At 36.6% G+C, this 21,395-nt stretch carries 24 protein-coding genes; 3 read left to right on the top strand and 21 right to left on the bottom strand.

All coding sequences use genetic code 11. The annotated features are described in order from the left end of the window. Positions 1 to 64 precede the first annotated feature (64 nt). The 7 genes from ACIQXI_RS18050 to ACIQXI_RS18080 form a co-directional block, all read right to left on the bottom strand. On the bottom strand, positions 65 to 757 hold the full coding sequence (locus ACIQXI_RS18050) for an ABC transporter ATP-binding protein (RefSeq protein ID WP_402927510.1): 693 nt from the start codon (positions 755 to 757) through the stop codon (positions 65 to 67). Then, positions 750 to 2,036, bottom strand: a complete 1,287-nt coding sequence (locus ACIQXI_RS18055) for a hypothetical protein (protein ID WP_402927511.1) — start codon at positions 2,034 to 2,036, stop codon at positions 750 to 752. The genes ACIQXI_RS18050 and ACIQXI_RS18055 overlap by 8 nt, the downstream gene beginning before the upstream one ends. After that, positions 2,033 to 2,995 carry a hypothetical protein gene (locus ACIQXI_RS18060; RefSeq protein ID WP_402927512.1) on the bottom strand — a complete coding sequence of 321 codons (963 nt, stop codon included), beginning with the start codon at positions 2,993 to 2,995 and terminating at the stop codon, positions 2,033 to 2,035. The genes ACIQXI_RS18055 and ACIQXI_RS18060 overlap by 4 nt, the downstream gene beginning before the upstream one ends. A 21-nt stretch (positions 2,996 to 3,016) precedes the next feature. Beyond that, on the bottom strand, positions 3,017 to 3,436 hold the full coding sequence (locus tag ACIQXI_RS18065) for a hypothetical protein (protein ID WP_402927513.1): 420 nt from the start codon (positions 3,434 to 3,436) through the stop codon (positions 3,017 to 3,019). 390 nt (positions 3,437 to 3,826) lie between these two features. Beyond that, a complete protein-coding gene (locus ACIQXI_RS18070) occupies positions 3,827 to 5,107 on the bottom strand; it encodes a purine/pyrimidine permease (RefSeq protein WP_402927514.1) in 1,281 nt (426 codons plus the stop codon). 118 nt (positions 5,108 to 5,225) lie between these two features. Then, positions 5,226 to 5,675: a cyanase gene (gene cynS / locus ACIQXI_RS18075; RefSeq protein WP_402927515.1), complete on the bottom strand. Its 450-nt coding sequence runs from the start codon at positions 5,673 to 5,675 to the stop codon at positions 5,226 to 5,228. A 28-nt stretch (positions 5,676 to 5,703) separates the two neighbouring features. Continuing rightward, a complete protein-coding gene (locus ACIQXI_RS18080) occupies positions 5,704 to 6,285 on the bottom strand; it encodes a beta-class carbonic anhydrase (protein WP_402927516.1) in 582 nt (193 codons plus the stop codon). A gap of 183 nt (positions 6,286 to 6,468) precedes the next feature. Between ACIQXI_RS18080 and ACIQXI_RS18085 the strand changes: the two genes are divergently transcribed. Continuing rightward, on the top strand, positions 6,469 to 6,882 hold the full coding sequence (locus tag ACIQXI_RS18085; protein ID WP_402927563.1) for an Lrp/AsnC family transcriptional regulator: 414 nt from the start codon (positions 6,469 to 6,471) through the stop codon (positions 6,880 to 6,882). Between the two features lie 168 nt (positions 6,883 to 7,050). Here ACIQXI_RS18085 and rpsR read toward each other — a convergent pair whose 3' ends face one another. Genes rpsR through rpsF form a run of 3 tightly spaced genes read right to left on the bottom strand, consistent with a single transcriptional unit; the run spans position 7,051 to position 8,233 of the window. Next, positions 7,051 to 7,287 (bottom strand): 30S ribosomal protein S18, encoded by a 237-nt coding sequence (gene rpsR / locus ACIQXI_RS18090; RefSeq protein WP_010860721.1) that lies wholly within the window; start codon positions 7,285 to 7,287, stop codon positions 7,051 to 7,053. A 46-nt stretch (positions 7,288 to 7,333) separates the two neighbouring features. Further along, complete coding sequence (ssb, locus tag ACIQXI_RS18095; RefSeq protein WP_024364645.1) at positions 7,334 to 7,906, bottom strand: single-stranded DNA-binding protein; 573 nt, start codon at positions 7,904 to 7,906, stop codon at positions 7,334 to 7,336. A gap of 36 nt (positions 7,907 to 7,942) precedes the next feature. Continuing rightward, positions 7,943 to 8,233, bottom strand: a complete 291-nt coding sequence (gene rpsF, locus ACIQXI_RS18100) for a 30S ribosomal protein S6 (RefSeq protein WP_024364644.1) — start codon at positions 8,231 to 8,233, stop codon at positions 7,943 to 7,945. A 172-nt stretch (positions 8,234 to 8,405) separates the two neighbouring features. Between rpsF and ACIQXI_RS18105 the strand changes: the two genes are divergently transcribed. Further along, positions 8,406 to 8,978 (top strand): DUF3267 domain-containing protein, encoded by a 573-nt coding sequence (locus ACIQXI_RS18105; protein WP_402927517.1) that lies wholly within the window; start codon positions 8,406 to 8,408, stop codon positions 8,976 to 8,978. A gap of 2 nt (positions 8,979 to 8,980) precedes the next feature. Here ACIQXI_RS18105 and ACIQXI_RS18110 read toward each other — a convergent pair whose 3' ends face one another. The 4 genes from ACIQXI_RS18110 to ACIQXI_RS18125 form a co-directional block, all read right to left on the bottom strand. Then, positions 8,981 to 10,021, bottom strand: a complete 1,041-nt coding sequence (locus tag ACIQXI_RS18110) for an acyl-CoA dehydrogenase family protein (RefSeq protein WP_402927518.1) — start codon at positions 10,019 to 10,021, stop codon at positions 8,981 to 8,983. 118 nt (positions 10,022 to 10,139) lie between these two features. Next, on the bottom strand, positions 10,140 to 11,240 hold the full coding sequence (gene ychF, locus ACIQXI_RS18115; RefSeq protein ID WP_402927520.1) for a redox-regulated ATPase YchF: 1,101 nt from the start codon (positions 11,238 to 11,240) through the stop codon (positions 10,140 to 10,142). 384 nt (positions 11,241 to 11,624) lie between these two features. Then, positions 11,625 to 11,825, bottom strand: a complete 201-nt coding sequence (locus tag ACIQXI_RS18120; RefSeq protein ID WP_402927564.1) for a DUF951 domain-containing protein — start codon at positions 11,823 to 11,825, stop codon at positions 11,625 to 11,627. Between the two features lie 55 nt (positions 11,826 to 11,880). After that, positions 11,881 to 12,708: a mechanosensitive ion channel family protein gene (locus tag ACIQXI_RS18125; protein WP_402927522.1), complete on the bottom strand. Its 828-nt coding sequence runs from the start codon at positions 12,706 to 12,708 to the stop codon at positions 11,881 to 11,883. A 93-nt stretch (positions 12,709 to 12,801) separates the two neighbouring features. Here ACIQXI_RS18125 and yyaC point away from each other — a divergent pair, with 93 nt between their 5' ends. Beyond that, entirely contained in the window at positions 12,802 to 13,434 is a 633-nt protein-coding gene (gene yyaC / locus ACIQXI_RS18130; protein WP_402927524.1) for a spore protease YyaC, read from the top strand. On the opposite strand, the gene ACIQXI_RS18135 is transcribed toward yyaC, so the two are convergent. The 7 genes from ACIQXI_RS18135 to mnmE all read right to left on the bottom strand — a co-directional run bounded on the left by ACIQXI_RS18135 (position 13,351) and on the right by mnmE (position 21,230). Beyond that, the gene (locus tag ACIQXI_RS18135; protein ID WP_402927526.1) at positions 13,351 to 14,067 is read right to left on the bottom strand and encodes a DUF554 domain-containing protein; all 717 of its coding nucleotides are present in this window, start codon (positions 14,065 to 14,067) and stop codon (positions 13,351 to 13,353) included. The two genes, yyaC and ACIQXI_RS18135, sit on opposite strands and share 84 nt — an antisense overlap. 72 nt (positions 14,068 to 14,139) lie before the next feature. Continuing rightward, positions 14,140 to 14,991 carry a ParB/RepB/Spo0J family partition protein gene (locus ACIQXI_RS18140; RefSeq protein ID WP_402927528.1) on the bottom strand — a complete coding sequence of 284 codons (852 nt, stop codon included), beginning with the start codon at positions 14,989 to 14,991 and terminating at the stop codon, positions 14,140 to 14,142. After that, positions 14,984 to 15,745 carry a ParA family protein gene (locus tag ACIQXI_RS18145; RefSeq protein WP_402927530.1) on the bottom strand — a complete coding sequence of 254 codons (762 nt, stop codon included), beginning with the start codon at positions 15,743 to 15,745 and terminating at the stop codon, positions 14,984 to 14,986. The genes ACIQXI_RS18140 and ACIQXI_RS18145 overlap by 8 nt, the downstream gene beginning before the upstream one ends. 223 nt (positions 15,746 to 15,968) lie before the next feature. Further along, complete coding sequence (noc, locus tag ACIQXI_RS18150; RefSeq protein WP_402927532.1) at positions 15,969 to 16,868, bottom strand: nucleoid occlusion protein; 900 nt, start codon at positions 16,866 to 16,868, stop codon at positions 15,969 to 15,971. A 180-nt stretch (positions 16,869 to 17,048) separates the two neighbouring features. Continuing rightward, positions 17,049 to 17,765, bottom strand: coding sequence for a 16S rRNA (guanine(527)-N(7))-methyltransferase RsmG (gene rsmG / locus ACIQXI_RS18155; protein WP_402927533.1), 717 nt, complete (start codon positions 17,763 to 17,765; stop codon positions 17,049 to 17,051). Between the two features lie 156 nt (positions 17,766 to 17,921). Continuing rightward, a complete protein-coding gene (mnmG, locus tag ACIQXI_RS18160; RefSeq protein WP_402927534.1) occupies positions 17,922 to 19,817 on the bottom strand; it encodes a tRNA uridine-5-carboxymethylaminomethyl(34) synthesis enzyme MnmG in 1,896 nt (631 codons plus the stop codon). Between the two features lie 27 nt (positions 19,818 to 19,844). Then, positions 19,845 to 21,230, bottom strand: a complete 1,386-nt coding sequence (mnmE, locus tag ACIQXI_RS18165) for a tRNA uridine-5-carboxymethylaminomethyl(34) synthesis GTPase MnmE (protein WP_402927536.1) — start codon at positions 21,228 to 21,230, stop codon at positions 19,845 to 19,847. Positions 21,231 to 21,395 lie beyond the last annotated feature (165 nt).

Consider the following 21,395-nt stretch of genomic DNA (forward strand, 5'->3'; position numbering starts at 1 on the left):
GCAAATTAAAAAATGAGTCCGGTGCAATACCGAACTCACATGATCGACATTCAACGAATAATGGCTATGTAGCGCTTACCGTTTGGGCGTTTAACAACATCCCCTCCGAACTCATCAAATATTCTTGATCTGCATATTGAGAACTTAAATGACTATGCGTAGCCATCACGATCGTCGTGTCATTGCCACATAGCCTTTTAAAAAGATTAAACACTAACCTAGTCGTATCGTCGTCCAATGACCCAGTTGGCTCATCTGCTATTAACAATGTAGGCTTTTTAATGAGTGCTCTAATGACCCCTACCCGTTGCCTTTCTCCCCCGGATAGCTTTTCAATTTTTTTATCAAGTAAATGGTCAATTTTTAAATATGCACTCAGCTCATCGCTATAGGCTATGCTTTGCTTTTTATCATATTTACCTAATACTAATGGTGCCAGTATATTTTCCCGAACTGTGAGGTTACGAATCATTGGATTGTATTGTGAGATATAGCCGATTCGACTGCCTCTTATATTCGAGAGTTCATTAAGACCTTGCTTATGCATTTCGATACCATCCATTATGTACTGGCCACTATCTGCCTTTTCAAGTCCTGCAAAAATATTAAGCAGCGTGCTTTTGCCGACACCGCTTGGTCCTTTTATAGAGATAAATTGTTTACCGGCGACTTTTAAATTAATGTTATTTAATATCGTTTTTTCATTATACGCTTTTACTATGTTATCTAATGTAATGAAGCCTTTGATATTAATCACCCTTTAACTTTTCAATAATATTCGTTGTTGCTAATAAGTTATTCACTAACATATAAACAACGACATTGAATACCAACCAAACCATGAACCCGGCAATTATTAAAATGGATAGTATTGTAGTGTCTTGCATAAATACAACGGTGCACAACAATGCTAATCCTATACTCAAGCCATTGAGAATTGAAAATTCAAATTGGATCGTTTTCTTGATCTTATGATTTGTAACACCACTCATAATGAACACTAAATACGTATCGAATTGTCTTTTTATAAAGCTTTTAACAAACAAATAGAAAGCACACAAAATAAAAATAAATACAACACCCGATATTGTAACAATAAGTGTTTGATTAGTTTCAATCATTTTATATAAAAGATCAACTGCTAGCGAATTCGCACCAATAATTTGAAAATCAGTGAAATTCGTAAATTTTTCTATCTCTCCAATTTCCTTTCTTACTTCAAGTGCGTTTAAGTTGGTCATTAAAATACCACCCATTTTGCTTAAAAGAAGTGCCCTAAAGAATACTTCATTTACCTCCGTTTTTTGTAACAATTCAGAAGGCTGTTCGGAAAGCGACATGGATGGCAGCAAGATATAACGATTGAGTACTTGCTGCGGTTCATTTTTAGTGAAAATAAATGAATTTTCCTTGGCAAAGCCTACGACTCGCCCAATAAATTTTTCAAAATAATAATGAATCTCTAATTGGTCATGCAACTTATAGTATGGACGATAGTCAGAGCCGAGAATAACAGGTATTTCCTTTCTCCCTGCTACATAGATATAAGCGGAATCCTCAAATGGCTGTCCTTCCATCAGTTCAACGTTATTATAATCAAATACAGATTTAGTCACTTGTATCGATTTAGTGGTTTGATATAACGCACCTTCGAACTCATAAATATCATTAGTAGAGCCCCATTCATAATAGGCGGAGAACTTCTTATCAGGAGGATATTCTTTTAAGCCTATTTGTTGCGATACGGCATTATAAAAAACAACTTTACTATTTTTAAATACCCCATTATTAAAATCATTGAGGATATCATAGTTTTTTACATTTGTAAAAAATTCAATTTCTCTTTCGCCGATTAAATCATCCGAAATTTGATAAATGTTGTAGTTATGAAATTTATTTGCTGTACGTATTTCTATTTTCGAAATGTTTAGATTTACTAACAGTACAAATAAAACGACAGAAAATAGAAATGAAAGTAATCCTGTTATCAACGTAAACAATTTTTTATTTTTTAGTAGAAGTCTAGTTGTATTCAAAATGATCTTACTCCTTTTTTAATCAAGGACTTTGTCATTAGTAGACAGGCTAAAAAATACCCTATAATTGTTATGAACATATAGAAAACAGCTTGGTAGTACCAATGACTACCCCAAATAAAATAGAAGTGATTAACTGCGATTAATACTAAAGATTCCAATATCATTATCACGAATAGCGCAATGAATTCTGCTATAAAAACTTTATGAAATATGATGTGCCATTTCCCACCTGCTAAATACAATATTTGCACAATTGATTTTTTACTTTGAATGGCATAATAGACTGTAACAGCTTGCGCAATAATGACAAACAGTACAGAAATAAGTAAGAACCCATTTAAAAGAACATTTGACTTTAATATAGCAGTTCCTCTATCTTCGTTTTCAAGTAGCTGATAACTCGTATTAGGGAACATTTTTTGCATCAATTTATATGGATTTCCACTTTCTACATTGAGAATAAACTTTGTTCCATTGGCCAAATTGATTTGTTGAGTTTTTGATATATACCAGGCCTCCCTATTCAAATAAGAGCCAGGTGTGGCAAATTGGCCAATAACGAGGCTTCTCATATTTTTTGAAAGGGTCCCTTCAGGAAAAACAGTACCTGTAATGATATAGTCTTTTGACCGTGGCTGTTTGTTATAGCTTATAGGTGGCAACTTTACTGACTTGTGAATATAAATATATTTAAAATGTGGATTGTCTAGTTTATATTGCATTAACAAATAAGGCTCTTTTAAGTCGATGTCTAGTGAGCGCTCTTCAGTATTGATAATGAATTCAACGGCATTTTTGTTGATATAGCCATTGTTAATCATATTGGTATAGCTAACAGAGTCCATTATATAAAGCAAGGCAGCGGTGCTAGTAAACAATAGTAACGTTAGTAACAAAAACTTAGTGGATACTATATATTTTTTCATCCCGTTAAATTGCAAGAAAGAGATAATCAATTGATTATCTCTTCGTGTATGTTATTTTCCGTAGTACGTTTTCGCAACCCAGCCTAAGTCGCCAGGGTGCCAACCGCTAATTGCCTGTGTTGTACCGAAACCCCATACACGGCCGCTATCTGCTTCTGCGCGACCCGAAATAGCCGATTCGTAACGAGCTCTAGAATAATGGTATACTCCAGGCCAAGTTGTGTCTGCAATGACCCGCTCATAAACAGCTGAACCTCTTCTTGTATACTCTTTCGTTGCCCTATGTATAGGGTTACTAGCAGCAAATGAAGAAAAACCACTATCTTGCCGAACAGTAAAATAGCCCGTATCTTCGCTCCACCCGCCATAAATCGTTGGGTCATCTAGTGTTACTGCATTTGCTGAAGATAAAATTGTGCCGCTTAAACTTAATGTAAGTGCACTTACCAACATCCATTTTGTAGTTTTCAATGTAAACACCCCTTGATTTACAAAATAAATTTGATAATTTTTAATATTATAATAAATAGTGATATATTTATTTGTCAATATTCAAAATTAAATGAAAATTGATAGCCATTTTATTTAATTATCTATATACATCGGCTACTGCTTGTCGGGCTTATTTAGTGTCTGTTTTCAATGGAAAAAAGCACAATAAGGCTATTAACCTTGTTGTGCTTAACAAGCTTATTTAGATTAAAATTCTAATAGGAGAAACTTTGATAGCTGACGTTAATTTACGTTAGTACTTAGGTTAATGTCAGCTACGCGACGTGATAAGATTTCATCGCGCTAGAAATCGATAACACCTATTTCAAAATATATGGCTAACAGAACGTGCATTGTCTAGCAAATCCCTTACTCTTTCCAAAACTGTTCAAGGAGAATTACAATCATCGTCCCTACAAGTATTCCATTACTTAAAATATATTGTAAGTAATGCGGAATTTCTATAAATGTACTTTCCGGAAGAAACATTATTCCTAAACTGATTAATAAAGTTATTCCTAATATAGTTAATCGACGTTGGTTTAATTTTTCACTTAAAATAGTTTGAAATGCAATACCTATCAATTGGACAAATGTTGCTAAAACTGCGGCATTTGCTATCGGACCCGGTAGCAAGGATATAAACCCTACAACCGAGGGAACAAAGGAAATTACCGCTAATATGAAACTTGCTATAAGAAATGGCTTTACTTTCTTTTGTCCAGTTAGTTGAATAAATCCTGCTGAAGCAGGTAACGGTACAATGCCAATTGTAGAAAACAAAGACGAGATAAGATGTGATATACCTCCGATGCCAACACCTCTGTTCAGTGTTTGCTTTTCATTTTCATTAGATAAAGGAGCCAGTTGTTTTACTGCTGAAATAGCGGCTATCGTATTTGCAACTAAAAGAAAAGTAAATAAAGTTGCAGTTAAAGTCATTCCAATATCGAACCTAGGCATGCCCCAAGCAAATATTTCTGGTAACTTAACAAACGATGTGTGAGTAGGCATTTGCAATGGTTTGCCTACTACAACATACAAGAGCCAGCCACATGAAATACCAAGTAACACAGCATAATTTTTTATCCACCCTATCCCTTTGATTGATAAGAAAGTAATAATGGCAAAAACAAAGACAGCAATAGTACCTGTTGCATAGTCAGGATGCGTTTCAGTTCCTTGTAATCCCAACATTCCTTTGAGTAGCACACCACTAAGTTGAAGAGCCAAGATTAAAAGAAAGGTTCCTGTAACTAATGGTGTAAATAATCTTAGAAATCGATGCACAAGTCCTGTTGCACCAAGGAAGAATAGTAATAGACCTGCAATTATTAATCCACCTTCTAAAATTTGCAATGCATCTTTTGTACTTTGTCCTTGATTCAGAGCTATCTGTCCCAAGATGACAAAAATGCTTACCCACGAACCTGCTGGACCATCTGCAATGGGATAACCATGTCCTAACCAAGCTTGTATAAACGAGCTTACTCCCACAACTAAAAAGGTCCGCTGCATTAATGTTGAAATCTCTTCAATTGATAAATGAAATAGGCCACCAATAATGATAGGTAATGCAATTGCATTTGCTAATAAAAAAATAAGCCATTGTAAAATACTAAAACTGGTATCAAGATATTTTTTATTCATATTATTCTCCTTTAAAAAAGAATGTCATAAAAAATCCATCCAGTGAGATACAAGGATGGATTTTTTGTTTTAAAATTATATATGATTAGGCTTTTGCAATTTATTTAAACTTTAGTAATTACCATGTACGGAATGGTAGGAATTTACCGTTAAGTGTAATAACGATACGTGGGTCGCCACCTTTAGGATCTTCTTGTGTGTCTACACCTAGGTTAAAGTTAATTGCACTCATAACACCTTCTCCGACTTTCTCGAGAATTAATTCTCGAAGCGTTGGAGCGTATTGTAACATCATTTCATATAATCGATATAAGATTGGGTCTGTAGGAGGCATTTGCATTACTTCACCGCGCAGTGGAATAACTGTTAATGCTTGAACTACTTCTTCATCTAACTCTAATAGTTGACCTACTTTTTCTGCTTCTGGACGAGTCATTGTAGCTTGTCCTAATAGTGCAGTTACAACCCAAGTCTCAGAGTTTTCACTTACCTTTGAAATTTCTTCCCATGTTAAACCTTTTGCAATTTTGGCATCCATAATTTTTTGCGTTGCTTCTTTTCTATTCATAACTAATAACTTCCTTCCATCTAATAAATTATTTTGTTTCACCATTTAATGCTTTATATCCATCAACTACTACATCCAATTTGCCTGTATGAGGGTCAATCACTAAACCATGTACAGGAACATCTTTTGGAATCAGTGGGTGGTTTCTTACTAAATCAACATTCGCTTGCGTTGAATCGCAGACATCATCAAATCCAAATAACCATTTTTCAAGGTCAACACCAGCGTATTCAATTGCTGATAAAATTTCTGGTGTAGCTGCCCCACGATCTAATATTTTTTGAAGTGTTCCACGTGGATTGGATTGGCTAGCACCACATCTATGGTGTCCGATAAGGAATATTTCATCTGCGTTTAGATCGTATACGGATGCTACAACACTTTGCATCACACTATCGAAAGCTGATGGAATTTTACCACCAGCATTTCTAATAACTTTTGCATCACCATCGTGTATGTCTAAAGCTTTTGGCAGTAGCTCAATTAAACGAGCATCCATGCAAGAAACAACTACCATACGCTTTTTAGGCAATTTTGTCGCTTCACGTGGGGCATATTCTTTATTTCCCACAAATTGTTCATTGAATGCTAAAATTTCTTGTAATAACATATTTTTAACCTCCTTCAAATCTAGATGTATTATTGTTACGTCCTCTATGTTTTAAGTAAATAAAACTAATAAATAATGTGATGTAAGAGGATAAACTAAGTATAGTGAATTGTATCGATAAGCAGAATAAGTTGGCGAAACGCTTTCTGACGTTCTACTTTCATGATGAAAGGAATGATTTAAATCATTGATCAAACAGATTTGGAGATTCTGAAATTATTAAGCGAAAACTCAAGAATACAATGGAAAGAACTTGGTCAAAAAATACACATGACGGGGCAGGCTGTAGGAAACCGCATTCGAAGATTAGAGGATATAGGAGTTATTGAACAATATACAATCGCCATAAATCGAATGAAATTAGGTCAATTATTGACAGCATTTATTACGGTATTCGTAAAAACAACTAATCATCAGGAATTTAAAAATTTCTTTCAAGAGGAAGAAGCAATTTCTGAAGTACACCGTACAAGTGGTGATGGTTGTTATTTATTAAAAACACATTTTGCTTCAAATGAAGACTTAGATATCTTTCTAGAACGACTCTTAAAGTACGGAAACTATCGTGTTAACTTATCAATAGGAAAGTTAAAATAATGACCAATAAGTAGAGCCTTACTACAATTTTTGTGTAGTAAGGCTCCACTTTTTGGTCTTTTAAATATGTAAGATGACTGCAAAACTCATCAGATTGTTAACCATCCCTAATTAAAATAAAAAAAGTACAACAGAGGTTTATTAACCTTTGTTGTACTTTCACAACTCTTATTTATCTTCAGATACGAATGGAAGTAATCCCATAATACGAGAAACTTTGATAGCTGAAGTTAATTTACGTTGGTACTTAGCGCTAGTGCCAGTTACGCGACGTGGTAAGATTTTACCGCGCTCAGAGATGAATTTTTTAAGTAAATCCACATCTTTATAGTCGATATGCGTAATGTTATTAGCAGTGAAGTAGCAAACTTTACGGCGTTTGCGGCCTCCGCGACGTGGTGCCATAGTGATGTCTCCTCCTTATAAGTTTATAGTTTTTGTAGATTAAAGATTAGAACGGAAGATCGTCTTCAGATACTTCAATTGGTCCCTTGCTGTTCGCAAATGGGTCTTCATCTACTCGTGTATAGTTCGGCTGATTCATCGGTGGTTGATTTTGTTGATAAGAAGCACCGCCGCCAAACGAACCTTGCTGAGGCATCGCGCCACCATACTGTTGTTGTGGTTGTCCACCGCCATATGACGGCTGACTATTTGCGTAAGATTGTCCACCGTATTGGTTAGATGCAGGAGCACCTCCACCACTACGAGGTTCTAAAAACTGTACGCTATCTGCCACAACATCAGTTGTATATACACGCTTACCGTCTTGTCCTTCATAGCTACCTGTTTGGATACGACCTTCTACTCCAATTAAACTTCCTTTTTTCATGAAGTTCGCTAAGTTTTCAGCCTGTTTACGCCAAGCAACACAGCTAATGAAATCTGCTTCTTTTTCACCTTGTTGATTTGAGAATGTACGATTTACAGCTACTGTAAATCGAGTAGACGCAATACCATTCGGTGTGTAGCGCAGCTCAGGGTCTTTTGTTAGTCTTCCAACTAATACGACACGATTTATCATCAGAATGCAACCTCCTTTTCAGCATTTTGTTTAAAATTATTTTGCTTCTTCGCGTACTGCAATGTGACGAATGATATCTTCGCTGATATTAGCAAGACGTGTGTATTCGTTGATTGCTTCTGAAGGAGCGTTTACTTTTACGATTTGGTAGTAACCTTCGCGGAAGTCTTGAATCTCGTAAGCTAAGCGGCGTTTGCCCCACTCTTTTGCTTCGATGACTTCAGCACCGTTAGAAGTTAAGATTTCGTTGAAACGTTCAACTAAAGCTTTCTTCGCTTCGTCTTCAATGTTTGGACGTACAATGTACATTAATTCGTATTTTCTCATCTGTTTACACCTCCTTATGGACTCAGGCTCTCCTGTTTGCAGGGAGCAAGGAGTAAGCAATAAATATTACTCACATCAATGAATTGTAACACATTGGCATCTGTCTTTCAAGTCGCAAACTAATAATTCATTCGATATAATAAAGTTGATGAAATTATAAAGGAGGACGATTATGCTACCAGATCAAGAACCTCATGTAATTGAATTAGATATTAAGAAACTAATGATGGACAGTGTGGTCATCACTAGCGGTCTCTCCATTTTATTTATTGCCATACAATATATTTGTTTAAAAGATTTTGAGTTTTCCCTTTGGCGTATGGTAAGCGGTTTTATCCTTTTTGTCCTACTGTATATCGTGCTCATTATTTTGCATGAAGTTTTTCATTTAATAGGGTTTATAGTCTTTGGTGGTGTGCCCTATAAATCATTAAAATATGGTATTAATTTAGAGCTCGGAATTGCCTATGCAACGACCGACCAGCTACTCCCTAATCATGCAATGAAAAAAGCATTATTATTACCATTTTGGACAACTGGTATTGTACCAACGGTTGCTGGTTTTTATTTCAATAGTACTGTCTTACTGCTTGCTGGTGCCTTTTTAATTGCTGGTGCAGTAGGAGATTTCGCTATGTATAAAGAATTGCGCAAATATCCTAAAAATGCACTTATACAGGATGATCCTCAATTACCAAGGCTTTATGTGTATGCTCCACCAAAAAAATCATTATCTCAAAAGTAAACTTACGGTGTTAAAAAACCGTGTTGTGCAGCTGTACATAGATTTCTCCAAATACGATTAATAGTAGCCGTCTCGATAATAGCATCCATGCCAAGACTGCGAATCATATTGTTTGCGATATCCACACAGACGGCTGCACTTTCCTTACTCATTAACGTAAAATCTTGAATTTGTTGTGCTGTCAGTTCAATTTGTTGCTGATGTTGTAGCCAATAAGCTGACAGTATAGCGTAAAATTGCTCTTCCACTTGTCGAAAACGCTTTTGTTGTTGCATAAATAGAAATTGCAATGCGCCAATACGTTCAGCACGATGTAATTGTTTAGTTTTTTGCTCGATCAGCAACTGAGCCTCTTCTAAAAAGTTTTCTGTAATGCCAAGGCAAACGCTTAAAAAAGAAGCTTCTGCAAATGTGCCGAACGGAAAACTATGGACGGCATTACTGTAATGATTTTTACAAATACCTAACTGAAATGTTTTATCGTTCGGTATCCACACATTATGAACACGAATTGTATGGCTTGCTGTAGCTTTTAACCCCATCGCTTGCCAATCATTAACGATTTCTACTTGGTCGCGATTCACAGCACAACTAATGATGTTATCTGTCATGACTCCATCTTCTTTGACAAAACAATTGATGGTAAACGTTGTTGCGTAATCAGCACCGCTACAAAATCTCCATTGCCCTGTTACAACATAGCCATTAGCTACTTTTACAGCAGTGCCATTGGGATAGCCACTCCCCGCTATTACAGCATCATTTGGTGAAAAAATCTTTTCACCTATTTCTTGCGTTAATGTTGGAATAAACAAATTACCACCTGTTCCTATCGTCACGAGCCACCCAAAGTTGCCATCAATAGCAGACATGCGCTGAAACACTTTGATGCCTTCTAGTAAATCTAAATCTTTCCCACCTAATTCCTTTGCTATAAACAGTTTAAACAATTGTTGCTCGTAAATAATGTCTAATATATCTTGCGGCAACTTTCCTAGCTGTTCGATTTCTAGTGCTCGTTCTTTTACTTCTAATAAGTCCATAGTGCCCCCCTTTTTTTGGAATTAGAAAATTCTGATATTTATATAGCCAAAAATAGGCTTTCCCAAACGTCCATCCAACGTTAAGAAAAGCCTATTTCGTTTATCTAAAAATTACGAATTAGACGTTAAAGCGGAATAACATGATATCGCCGTCTTGTACAATGTATTCTTTACCTTCAAGACGTACTTTACCAGCCTCTTTCGCAGCAGCTTGTGAACCTGCTTCGACTAAATCATCGAAAGCTACTGTTTCTGCACGAATAAATCCACGTTCAAAGTCAGTATGAATAATACCAGCACATTGTGGTGCTTTCATGCCTTTACGGAATGTCCATGCACGAACTTCTTGTACCCCAGCAGTGAAGTAAGTAGCAAGACCTAATAAATCATAAGAAGTACGAATTAGTTGATCCAGACCTGATTCTTTAATGCCTAGTTCTTCTAAGAACATCGCTTTTTCTTCATCGTCAAGCTCTGAAATTTCTTCTTCAATTTTTGCGCAAATTGTAATGACTTGCGCACCTTCAGCTGATGCATATTCACGTACCTTTTGAACATATTCATTATTATCAGCATCTGCCACTTCGTCCTCTGATACATTGGCAACATACAGCATTGGTTTAATCGTTAATAGGTGTAGACCTTTAATAACTTTTAACTCGTCTTCTGAAAGCTCAGCCGCACGAGCAGGTCGACCGTTTTCTAATTCAGCTTTGATTTTAAGAAGAATTGGTTCTTCCACCATCGCTTCTTTATCTTTTTGTTTCGCCATTTTGCTTACACGTTGTAAACGTTTATCAACTGATTCTAAATCAGCAAGCGCAAGCTCTAAGTTAATGACTTCAATATCATCAATTGGATCTACTGCACCAGATACGTGCGTAATATTTTCGTCTACAAAGCAACGTACGACTTGGCAAATTGCATCTACTTCACGAATATGAGCTAGGAATTTGTTTCCTAAACCTTCTCCTTTAGACGCACCTTTTACGATACCAGCAATATCTGTAAATTCAAATGCTGTTGGTACGGTCTTTTTTGGTACAACTAACTCCGTCAATTTATCTAAGCGTGCATCTGGTACTTCAACGATTCCTACGTTTGGATCGATTGTTGCGAATGGATAGTTGGCAGCTAAAGCGCCCGCTTTTGTAATTGCGTTAAATAGTGTTGATTTTCCGACGTTAGGTAAACCAACGATTCCAGCTGTTAATGCCATAAATGGACACAACCTTTCTATACTCAGTTCAATTTTGTTCTGTTTATCTCGTTCATAACGAGTGCTAAGTTTCTTACTTCAAAGTGTGCGTAAGCATTAACGCAGTACTTTTAGAATATAACATAAATAAATCGGTGCCATTTAAGTACCACCGCGTAATGGCGTCCAGATTTTTTCCGCGCCTGCTCGAAATGCTCGTCTGAAAATCCGTGACATCCGCAGGGGTAATTAAATTAACCAAGGTTGAATCCCCAATCAATTTAAGTACTTAGTAGCTATTCTTCCTCACCTAGAGGAGTGAGGATTTTTTGAAGCAAGTTAAAGTTTTCTGTATAACCCTATCTATTATATTGATTCGCCCATAAAAAGTCTAATACACAAAAGCTAGGCTTCACTTGCATGCTTAATAACTTTTTTCATTTTTTTCTCAAATTCTCGACGTGGGATCATCACACTGTGCTGACATCCTTCACATTTAATGCGCACATCTGCACCCATTCGGATAATTTTCCACTCATTTGTGCCACATGGATGTTGTTTTTTCATTTCGACAATATCATTTAAATCAAATTTTTTCGCTTCCATATTATTCACTTCTCCCATCTTCTTTTCCACTTCCACCATATAACATCACTTTAGGTTACGCCATAGGAATATTATGTTCTTCAAATAGTTTTGTTACGTCACGACGAATCGTACGTGCCACGCCATATTGTTGTTGTGGTAATGTTTCTGCAGCAATGCGAATCGTTACTTCTTTACCTTTTACATTTTGTACACCTAAAAAGGTAGGGACTGCTACAAGCTCTTTATGACTTTCTTGAAGTGAACCTAAATATTCTCTAACAAGAACTTCCGCTTTTTCAAAATCTGCATCTGTGGTCATTTGTAAATCTATAAAAATTTTCGAGTTATTGATAGAGTAATTAATCACTTCGCCAATTGAACCATTTGGAATAATAAATTGCTCCCCAGTGGAACCATTAATTTTTGTAGTACGTAATCCTATTTCTACTACAGTTCCTTCTGCTGCATTTATTTTAATATAATCCCCTACACCGAATTGGTCTTCAAAAATAATAAAGAATCCTGTAATGACATCCTTCACTAAGCTTTGTGCACCAAAACCGATGGCTAACCCGACAATCCCAGCCCCTGCAAGTAAACCAGCGACTTTAATATGCAGCACAGAGAGAATCGCTATTATAGCTGAAAAGTAGACTACATAGGAAATCACACTTTGTAGTAATCGCGCAATTGTTCGTTGGCGACGCTCTGAGTGATTTAATGGTGAACGCATTCTTATTAAAAATGCTTTTTTAATAATTTTTTTACCTAACCTCACCGCTAAAAACGATGCAATGAGGATGACTGTAATCTTAAAACTTGCCCCAATTACATTGTCCCAAAATTTTTCGGACGTCAGTATATCCCATTTCTTCTGTATCCATTTCGTATATAAATTCATTGTTACCACCTCTTGAATAACTTGTTAAAAATTTGCGTATACTGCATAAAAATTGAGCACTTCTTCCAAATAATAATGAAAGTGAGTTTTTTTATGAATACTATTTCTAATTTAGTACTACCTTATTCGCTTCATCACGAAAGTAAAAATGCCGTTTGGCAATTAAGTACATTATTTTTAGAGTATATTCCCTTCCATCACGAACGTCTTATTTTTTGCTGTATCGGAAGTGATCGTTGTACTGGCGATACACTCGGACCATTAACAGGTAGTTTTTTGAAAAAATCTGTTAGTTTCCCATATGAAGTTGTAGGAACTTTAGAAGATCCATTGCATGCCCTTAACTTAGATACGACGATTCAACAGTTACACCATCATACTACGAAACCATTTATTATTGCGATTGATGCATGTCTCGGTAGCGAACAAAATGTTGGGCATATTGCTGTACAAGATGGGCCTATACTGCCTGGAAAAGCGGTAAAAAAAGAATTGCCCCCAATTGGAGACATTTCCGTTAAAGGAATCGTCAATATTGGAGGCTTTATGGAAATGCTCGTATTACAAAATACGCGATTGCATATATCTTACGCAATGGCTGAGAAGCTTTCAAGGGCTTTACTACTTGCTGCACATCGTTATTCATTGAAAAGGATAGATGATAGCAACCAAGATGCCGACAACGACGATACCCGGCAACAAGTTAGCAGCCTTGATCTTTGTTAAGCCTGCAATATTTAAACCTATTGCTAAAATCATAACGCCACCTACAGACGTCATTTCTGTAATAAACATTTGTAATGCATCATCTGGAATATAAGCGCTTATAACACCTGCAAAAACAGCTATGATTCCTTGATACACAAATACTGGCACGGCTGATAATAGTACGCCAATACCTAAAGTAGAGGCTAAAATAATAGAGGTAAAGCCATCTATAATGCCTTTTGTTATTAATACATTATGATCCTGACGTAGACCACTATCAAGTGCACCTATTATCGCCATGGAGCCCACGACAAATATTAATGATGCAGTAACAAAACCTTCTGCAATGTTAATTTGATTGTCACTATTACGTCCTTTACTAAAAAGTGATTCTACCCATTTACCTAGTCGATTCATTTGCTTATCTAAATCGAGCCATTCTCCTATTACCGTACCTACTACTAAACTTACCACTAAAATAATAAAATTATTACTCTCAAAGCCCATTTTTATCCCTAATAGCGCAACAGATAAGCCAATAATCGATAATACTGTGGCTTTCATCGACTCAGGAATATTTTTAAAAATGCGCCCTATCAATGCGCCTACTATGATGAGTAGTGCATTAATTAATGATCCTAAAATAACCACAATAAAGGCCTTCTTTCTCTCTAGAAAAATAGAGAGCGCCTAGCATGTTGGCGCTCTAATTACATTAATAATCTATTCATCATCATTTTGGATATTTAATATTTCTAAAATGCGTTCCAAATCGTCTTCTGAGTAAAATTCAATTTCTATTTTACCTTTATTATTTGCTTTTTTTATTTGGACATTTGTACCAAAATAATCTCTCAATTGCGATTCCTTTGCCACAACGAAAATATCCTTCTTCTTCTGCGATGTTTCACGTGAAACTTCTTCATTTAAATTTTGCACTAAAATTTCCACTTGGCGTACATTTAAGCCTTGTTTAATAATCTTTTGTGCAATTTCAGGAATTCTCCGTTTATTTTTCAAGCCAAGTAATGCACGCCCTTGCCCCATTGATAGTGTGCCATCATTCATTAAGGCTCGGACATCTTCTGGTAAAGCTAATAATCGGACATGGTTCGCAATATGTGGTCTACTTTTACCTAAACGCTTAGAAAGCTCCTCCTGCGTTAAGTGTAAGTTTTCCATTAAACTTTGATAAGCTTCAGCCTCTTCTATAACGGTTAAATCTTCACGCTGAAGATTTTCTAATATCGCTAATTCCATCATTTGTGAGTCAGTTAGTTCTTTGACAATTGCCGGTATTATGTCTAACCCAGCTAATTGGGCCGCTCTAAAACGGCGCTCTCCCGCCACAATTTCATATTTCCGCGCCTTTTTGCGTACAGCAATTGGTTGTAAAATACCGTGTTCTTGAATCGACATTGCTAATTCCTGCAATGCTTCTTCATCGAATATTTTACGAGGCTGAAATGGATTCGCGACGATTAGCTGTAGTTGTAGTTCTTCTACTTGCCCACTTTGTTCTAATGATTCCCCTGGAAATAGCGCACTAATACCTTTTCCTAAACCTTTAGCCATTTTTTATCACTTCCCTCGCCATCTCTAAATATACTTCTGCACCTCTTGATTTTGCATCGTAAATGATAATAGGCTGTCCATGACTTGGTGCCTCACTTAATCGGACATTACGAGGAATGATTGTTTTATATACTTTATCTTGGAAATATTTTTTCACTTCATCAATTACTTGCAAACCTAAATTCGTCCTTGCATCAAGCATTGTTAACAATACACCATCAATATAAAGTTGCTGATTTAAATGCTTCTGCACTAAACGGACAGTAGATAATAACTGACTTAAACCTTCTAATGCATAATATTCACATTGCACAGGAATAATCAATGCATCAGAAGCTGTTAATGCATTAATTGTTAATAGTCCTAATGAGGGTGGGCAATCAATAATAATATAGTCATAGTCTTCTTTAATGTCTTGAAGTGCATGCTTTAAGCGTACTTCACGAGAAATCGTTGACACTAATTCAATCTCTGCCCCCGCTAATGAAATGGTTGCAGGAACAATTGATAGATTTTCTACATTTGTTTGTAGCACAACATTTTCAACATCTTCATCATCGATGAGGACATCATAAATACAACTTTGTATTTCACCTTTATTAATGCCAAGCCCACTTGTTGTATTGCCTTGTGGATCTGTATCAATCAATAGCACTTTTTTTCCTAAGTATGCGAGACAAGCGCTTAAATTGACTGATGTTGTTGTTTTACCTACGCCACCCTTTTGATTGGCGATTGCTATAATTCTACCCATTTAAAAGCACCTGCTTTCATCCATCAAAGTTCACTTTGATAAATCCATTTGTAAAATCATTGTTCAATACCATTATCTTAACTATCATTCTATCAAAAAAACAGAACAGAGTTGTATAAAATATTAAGAATATATACAAAAAAGGAGGCATCTTAGAATTATTTCTAAGATCCTCCTCTGTACGGACGTTATAGTACAGTGATATTTACTTTTGTAATATAATTTAAGATTTCTTCTTTTTAGGTATTTTCACTGTAATTTGATAATATTCTTCCGTATCTTCTTCTTCGGTCTTCACCGTTATACCACTTTTCGTCACCATCGAAAGCGATTGTTTAATGGTATTTAAGGCAATTCGAACATCTTTACTGATTGCTTTTCTTTTCGGCTTCACTTTTTTAGGTGTTTCTTCTTCTTGTTCCACCGCTTCTGGATGGAGCAATGTATGGATATGTTCTTCTAATTGCCGTACATTCCAATCATGCTCAATCGTTTGCTGTAAAATCTCTAATTGCAATGTTGGATCTTTAATAGCAATTAACGCACGTGCATGTCTTTCAGAAATTTGACGCTTTAAAATAGCTTGCTGCACTTCTTCAGGAAGCTTTAATAGACGTAATTTATTGGCTACCGTGGATTGTCCTTTTCCTAGTCGTTGGGCCAAAGCTTCTTGTGTTAACTCATGAAGCTCTAATAATTTTTGGTAGGCCACTGCTTCTTCAATTGCTGTTAACTCTTCACGTTGAAGGTTTTCAATTAATGCAATTGATGCTGTTTCCTTATCGGTTAAATTTCGTACTATCGCAGGTACTTCTGTCCATTGCAGCTTTTTCATTGCGCGATATCGACGCTCACCAGCAATGATTTCATATTGGTTGTTTGCTGTGCTACGTACAACAATTGGCTGAATCACACCATGGGTATGAATGGTTCTTGATAATTCTTCAATTTTTTCGTCATCAAAAATAGTACGTGGCTGAAAACGGTTTGGTACAATTTGATCGATTGGAAGCTTAATAACCTCTTCTGCTGTACGTACCGCCTCTGCTTGTTCTACTTCATTTTCCACAATAGGCTCTGCTTTATTTCCGCCTCCAAAAAAACGTGAAAAAGGACTTTTCATCCAAGTGGCACCACCTTTAAGTAACTATCTTGCTCTGTCTCATTCTATTATTATTTATTATATTTCCTAAAATGTATATAGTTCATAGATGTCATTTGCGTGAACCATCCATAACTAGTATGTATGCTCAAACTAGAAAAAATATTTTTCCAGTTTGAGACGTTTCACATGAAACACTAATTATTGAATAGGTGTTTTATTTGGTACACCAGGCTTACGCGGGTATTTTTTTGGTGTTCCTTTTATTTTATCAAAAACATATAAAGTACGTTCACTTTCTTCAACAGGTAGAGAGAAAGAATATTCTTCTTTTAATGTCACACCTAAAGTATTCAATGCTTTTTTAGCATCTTTTAATTCTTCTGGACCTGCCGCAGCTTTTAATGCCACAAAATAACCACCCTGTTTTGCCAATGGCACACACAGTTCTGAAAGTACAGACAAGCGAGCTACTGCACGGGCTGTCACAACATCAAATTGCTCACGATAGGTTACATTTTGACCAAATTCCTCTGCACGCGCATGGACAAAATGCATGCCATCTAGCTGTAATGTTTCGCTTAAATGATTTAAAAATGTAATACGTTTATTTAACGAGTCTACAATTGTTACTTGTAAATGTGGGAAGCAGATTTTAATTGGAATGCTTGGGAAGCCAGCTCCTGCTCCTACATCACAAACCGTTGTTACCTGTGTAAAATCAAAATAAAACGAGGCACTAATTGAATCATAGAAATGTTTTAAATAGACACCTTCTAAATCGGTAATAGCCGTTAGGTTCATTTTTTCATTCCACTCGACAAGCACTTCAAAATACTTTTTGAACTGTGCGACTTGCTTGTCAGAAAGCTCGATGCCCTTATCCTTCAATGCCTCAATAAATTGTTGTTCGTTCATGTAAGGTCTCCTTTAAAAAATGGCTCAGTATTTGTCTGATTGTTCATTGCCATGCTCATTAGGAAGCAAACAATGAACCTTGAGCATAACATTGCCTAAAAATAGGAAGCGGGCACAATGGTATGCCCGCCTCTTATTCACTTTACTGTTACTCTATTATTCGCCACTTACACGCGCGATTTTACCTTGTTCAATATAGACTAGTAAAATCGAAATGTCTGCAGGGTTTACACCTGAAATTCGTGACGCCTGTGCAATAGAAAGTGGTGTTACTTGTTTTAATTTTTGTCGTGCTTCTGTTGCAAGACCTGAAATGGCATCATAATCGATGTTTTCTGGTATTTTTTTATTTTCCATTTTATGAAGCTTTTCAACTTGTTGCAATGCCTTTTCAATATAGCCTTCATATTTTAGCTGAATTTCAATTTGCTCTTTTACTTCCTCTGAAAATTCAATATCAGCTGGTATTAATGACGCTACTAAATCATAGTGCATTTCCGTACGTTTTAATAAATCTGCGCCACGGATGCCATCTTTTAGTTCACTACCACCTACTGAACGAATAGTAGCTTGTGTTACTTCATTTGGCTTAATAATGACTTCACGAAGGCGGGCAATTTCATTTTCAATTAGCGCTTTTTTCTCCATGAATTTTTCGTAACGTTGTTCTGATAACATGCCCATTCTATAACCGTGTTCTACTAAACGTAAATCTGCATTATCATGACGCAGTAGTAAACGGTATTCTGCACGAGATGTTAGGAGACGATAAGGCTCATTCGTACCTTTTGTTACTAAATCATCGATTAATACACCAATATAAGCTTCTGAACGGCTTAAAATCAGCTCTTCTTTACCAAGAACATTAGCAGCAGCATTCATCCCTGCCATTAAGCCTTGTGCAGCAGCCTCTTCATAACCTGATGTTCCGTTAATTTGACCAGCTGTATATAAACCTTTAATGCGTTTTGTTTCTAACGTTGGCCATAATTGCGTTGGTACAATAGCATCATACTCAATAGCATAACCTGCACGCATCATTTCAGCTTGTTCTAAACCTGGAATTGATTTTAGTAAACGTTGTTGTACATGCTCAGGTAAGCTAGTTGATAGACCTTGCACATACACTTCTCTTGTATTGCGACCTTCTGGCTCTAAGAAAATTTGGTGGCGCGGCTTATCATTAAATCGCACAACTTTATCTTCTATTGAAGGACAATAGCGCGGGCCAGTTCCTTTAATCATACCTGAATACATTGGTGAAAGATGTAAATTCGCCTCAATAATTTCATGTGTTTGAGGGCTTGTATAAGTTAACCAACAAGGAAGTTGATCCATGATGAATTCAGTTGTTTCAAAACTAAATGCACGTGGTACATCATCCCCTGGTTGTATTTCTGTTTTCGAATAATCGATTGTACGGCTATTAACACGAGGTGGTGTACCTGTTTTAAAGCGTACAAGGTCAAAACCTAATTCTTTTAAATTATCTGCTAAGCGAATAGAAGGCTGTTGGTTATTTGGACCACTTGAATATTTCATGTCACCAATTATAATTTCACCACGAAGGAATGTACCTGTTGTAACGATTACTGCATCGGCACGATAAATAGCGCCAATTTGGGTAATCACACCTTTTACTTCGCCATCTTCTATAATAAGTTCTTCCACCATTGCTTGATGAATCGTTAAGTTTTCATTTTCTTCTAACACACGTTTCATTTCATGTTGGTATAGTACTTTGTCCGCTTGTGCACGTAATGCACGTACTGCTGGACCTTTCCCTGTATTCAACATACGCATTTGAATATGCGTTTTATCAATGACTTTCCCCATGACGCCACCTAGTGCGTCAATTTCACGTACGACAATCCCTTTTGCAGGACCACCAATGGATGGGTTACATGGCATAAATGCAATCATATCTAAATTAATTGTTAACATGAGCGTGTTTGCGCCCATTTTGGCACTCGCATACGCAGCTTCTGCGCCTGCATGTCCTGCTCCAATAACAATTACATCAAACGTGCCTGCCTCATATTGTGTTGGCATGCTCGTATCTTCCCTTCTCTAGTAGAATTATTTCCCTAAACAGAACTGTGAAAATAGCTGATTAATTAGGCTTTCTTGCATCGTATCGCCAATAATTTCACCAAGTATCTCCCACGTTCTTGTTACATCTATTTGCACCATATCAACCGGTACACCCGCTTGAGCTCCAGCTAATGCGTCCTCTACTGTCGCCTGCGCTTGGTGCAGTAATGCAATATGGCGTGCATTTGATACATATGTTAAATCGCCCGCTTCGATTTGACCCTCGAAGAATAATGCAGCAATTGCTTCCTCTAACTCTGCTATGCCTTCTTCTTGTAAAAGAGACGTCGTCACAATGCGATGATGACCTGCCAATTCTTTCACACGTGCTAAATCGATTTTTTGCGGTAAATCTGTTTTATTGACAATGACGATATAATCCATCGCCTCAATTGTTTCGAAGAGACGTTCATCCTCAATCGTTAACTCATCCGCATAGTTTAAAACGAATAAAATTAAATCTGCGCCACGTAGCGCTTCACGGGAACGTTCAACCCCAATTCGCTCGACAATATCTTCTGTTTCGCGAATACCGGCTGTATCAACTAAACGTAGTGGTACGCCACGTACATTTACATACTCTTCTATAATATCACGAGTTGTACCTGCTATATCTGTCACAATCGCTTTATTTTCTTGCACTAAACTATTTAATAGTGAAGATTTCCCTACATTTGGTCGACCTAAAATAACAGTCGATAAACCTTCACGTAAAATTTTGCCCTGAGAAGATGTTTGTAAAAGTTTAATGATTTCATCACGTACCCATGTACATTTTTCGAGTAATACCGGCACAGTCATTTCTTCTACATCATCATACTCTGGATAATCTATATTAACCTCTACTTGCGCTAAAGTCTCTAGTAATGCTTGGCGTAAATCACCGATAAGGCGAGATAATTTCCCATCCATTTGACCAAGCGCTACATTCATCGCACGATCTGTCTTCGCTCGAATTAAATCCATTACCGCTTCGGCCTGCGATAAATCAATACGACCATTTAAAAACGCCCGTTTTGTAAATTCTCCTGGCTCGGCAAGTCTTGCCCCATTCGTTAATACTAATTTTAATACGCGATTAACTGATACAAGTCCTCCATGGCAGTTAATCTCTACTACATCCTCACGCGTGAACGTCTTCGGTCCTCGCATTAACGATAGCATTACTTCCTCTACTACCTCATTTGTTTTAGGATCCACTAAATGTCCATAATGGATTGTATGTGATGCCTGCTTCGTTAAACTTTTCCCACTAGGCGCTTTAAATATTTTATCTGCAATGGCTACTGCTTCATCCCCACTTAAACGAACTATGGCAATAGCACCTTCACCCATCGGTGTGGATATCGCAGCAATTGTATCGAACTCCATTTCATTACCTCCTTAACGTTATCCACATGTGGATAATTAAAACCGAGCAACACTTTCTAACATCTTAGACTAACATATTTTCAACAAAATCTAAAGTAAGGATAATTGCCAATTGTGGATAATTAAATTATCTTTTAATTGCGTTTAACTTAACACTCACAATAT

The sequence above is a fragment of the Lysinibacillus sp. NPDC097195 genome, from assembly GCF_044762075.1.
In the GTDB taxonomy this organism is placed as follows: Bacteria; Bacillota; Bacilli; order Bacillales_A; family Planococcaceae; genus Lysinibacillus.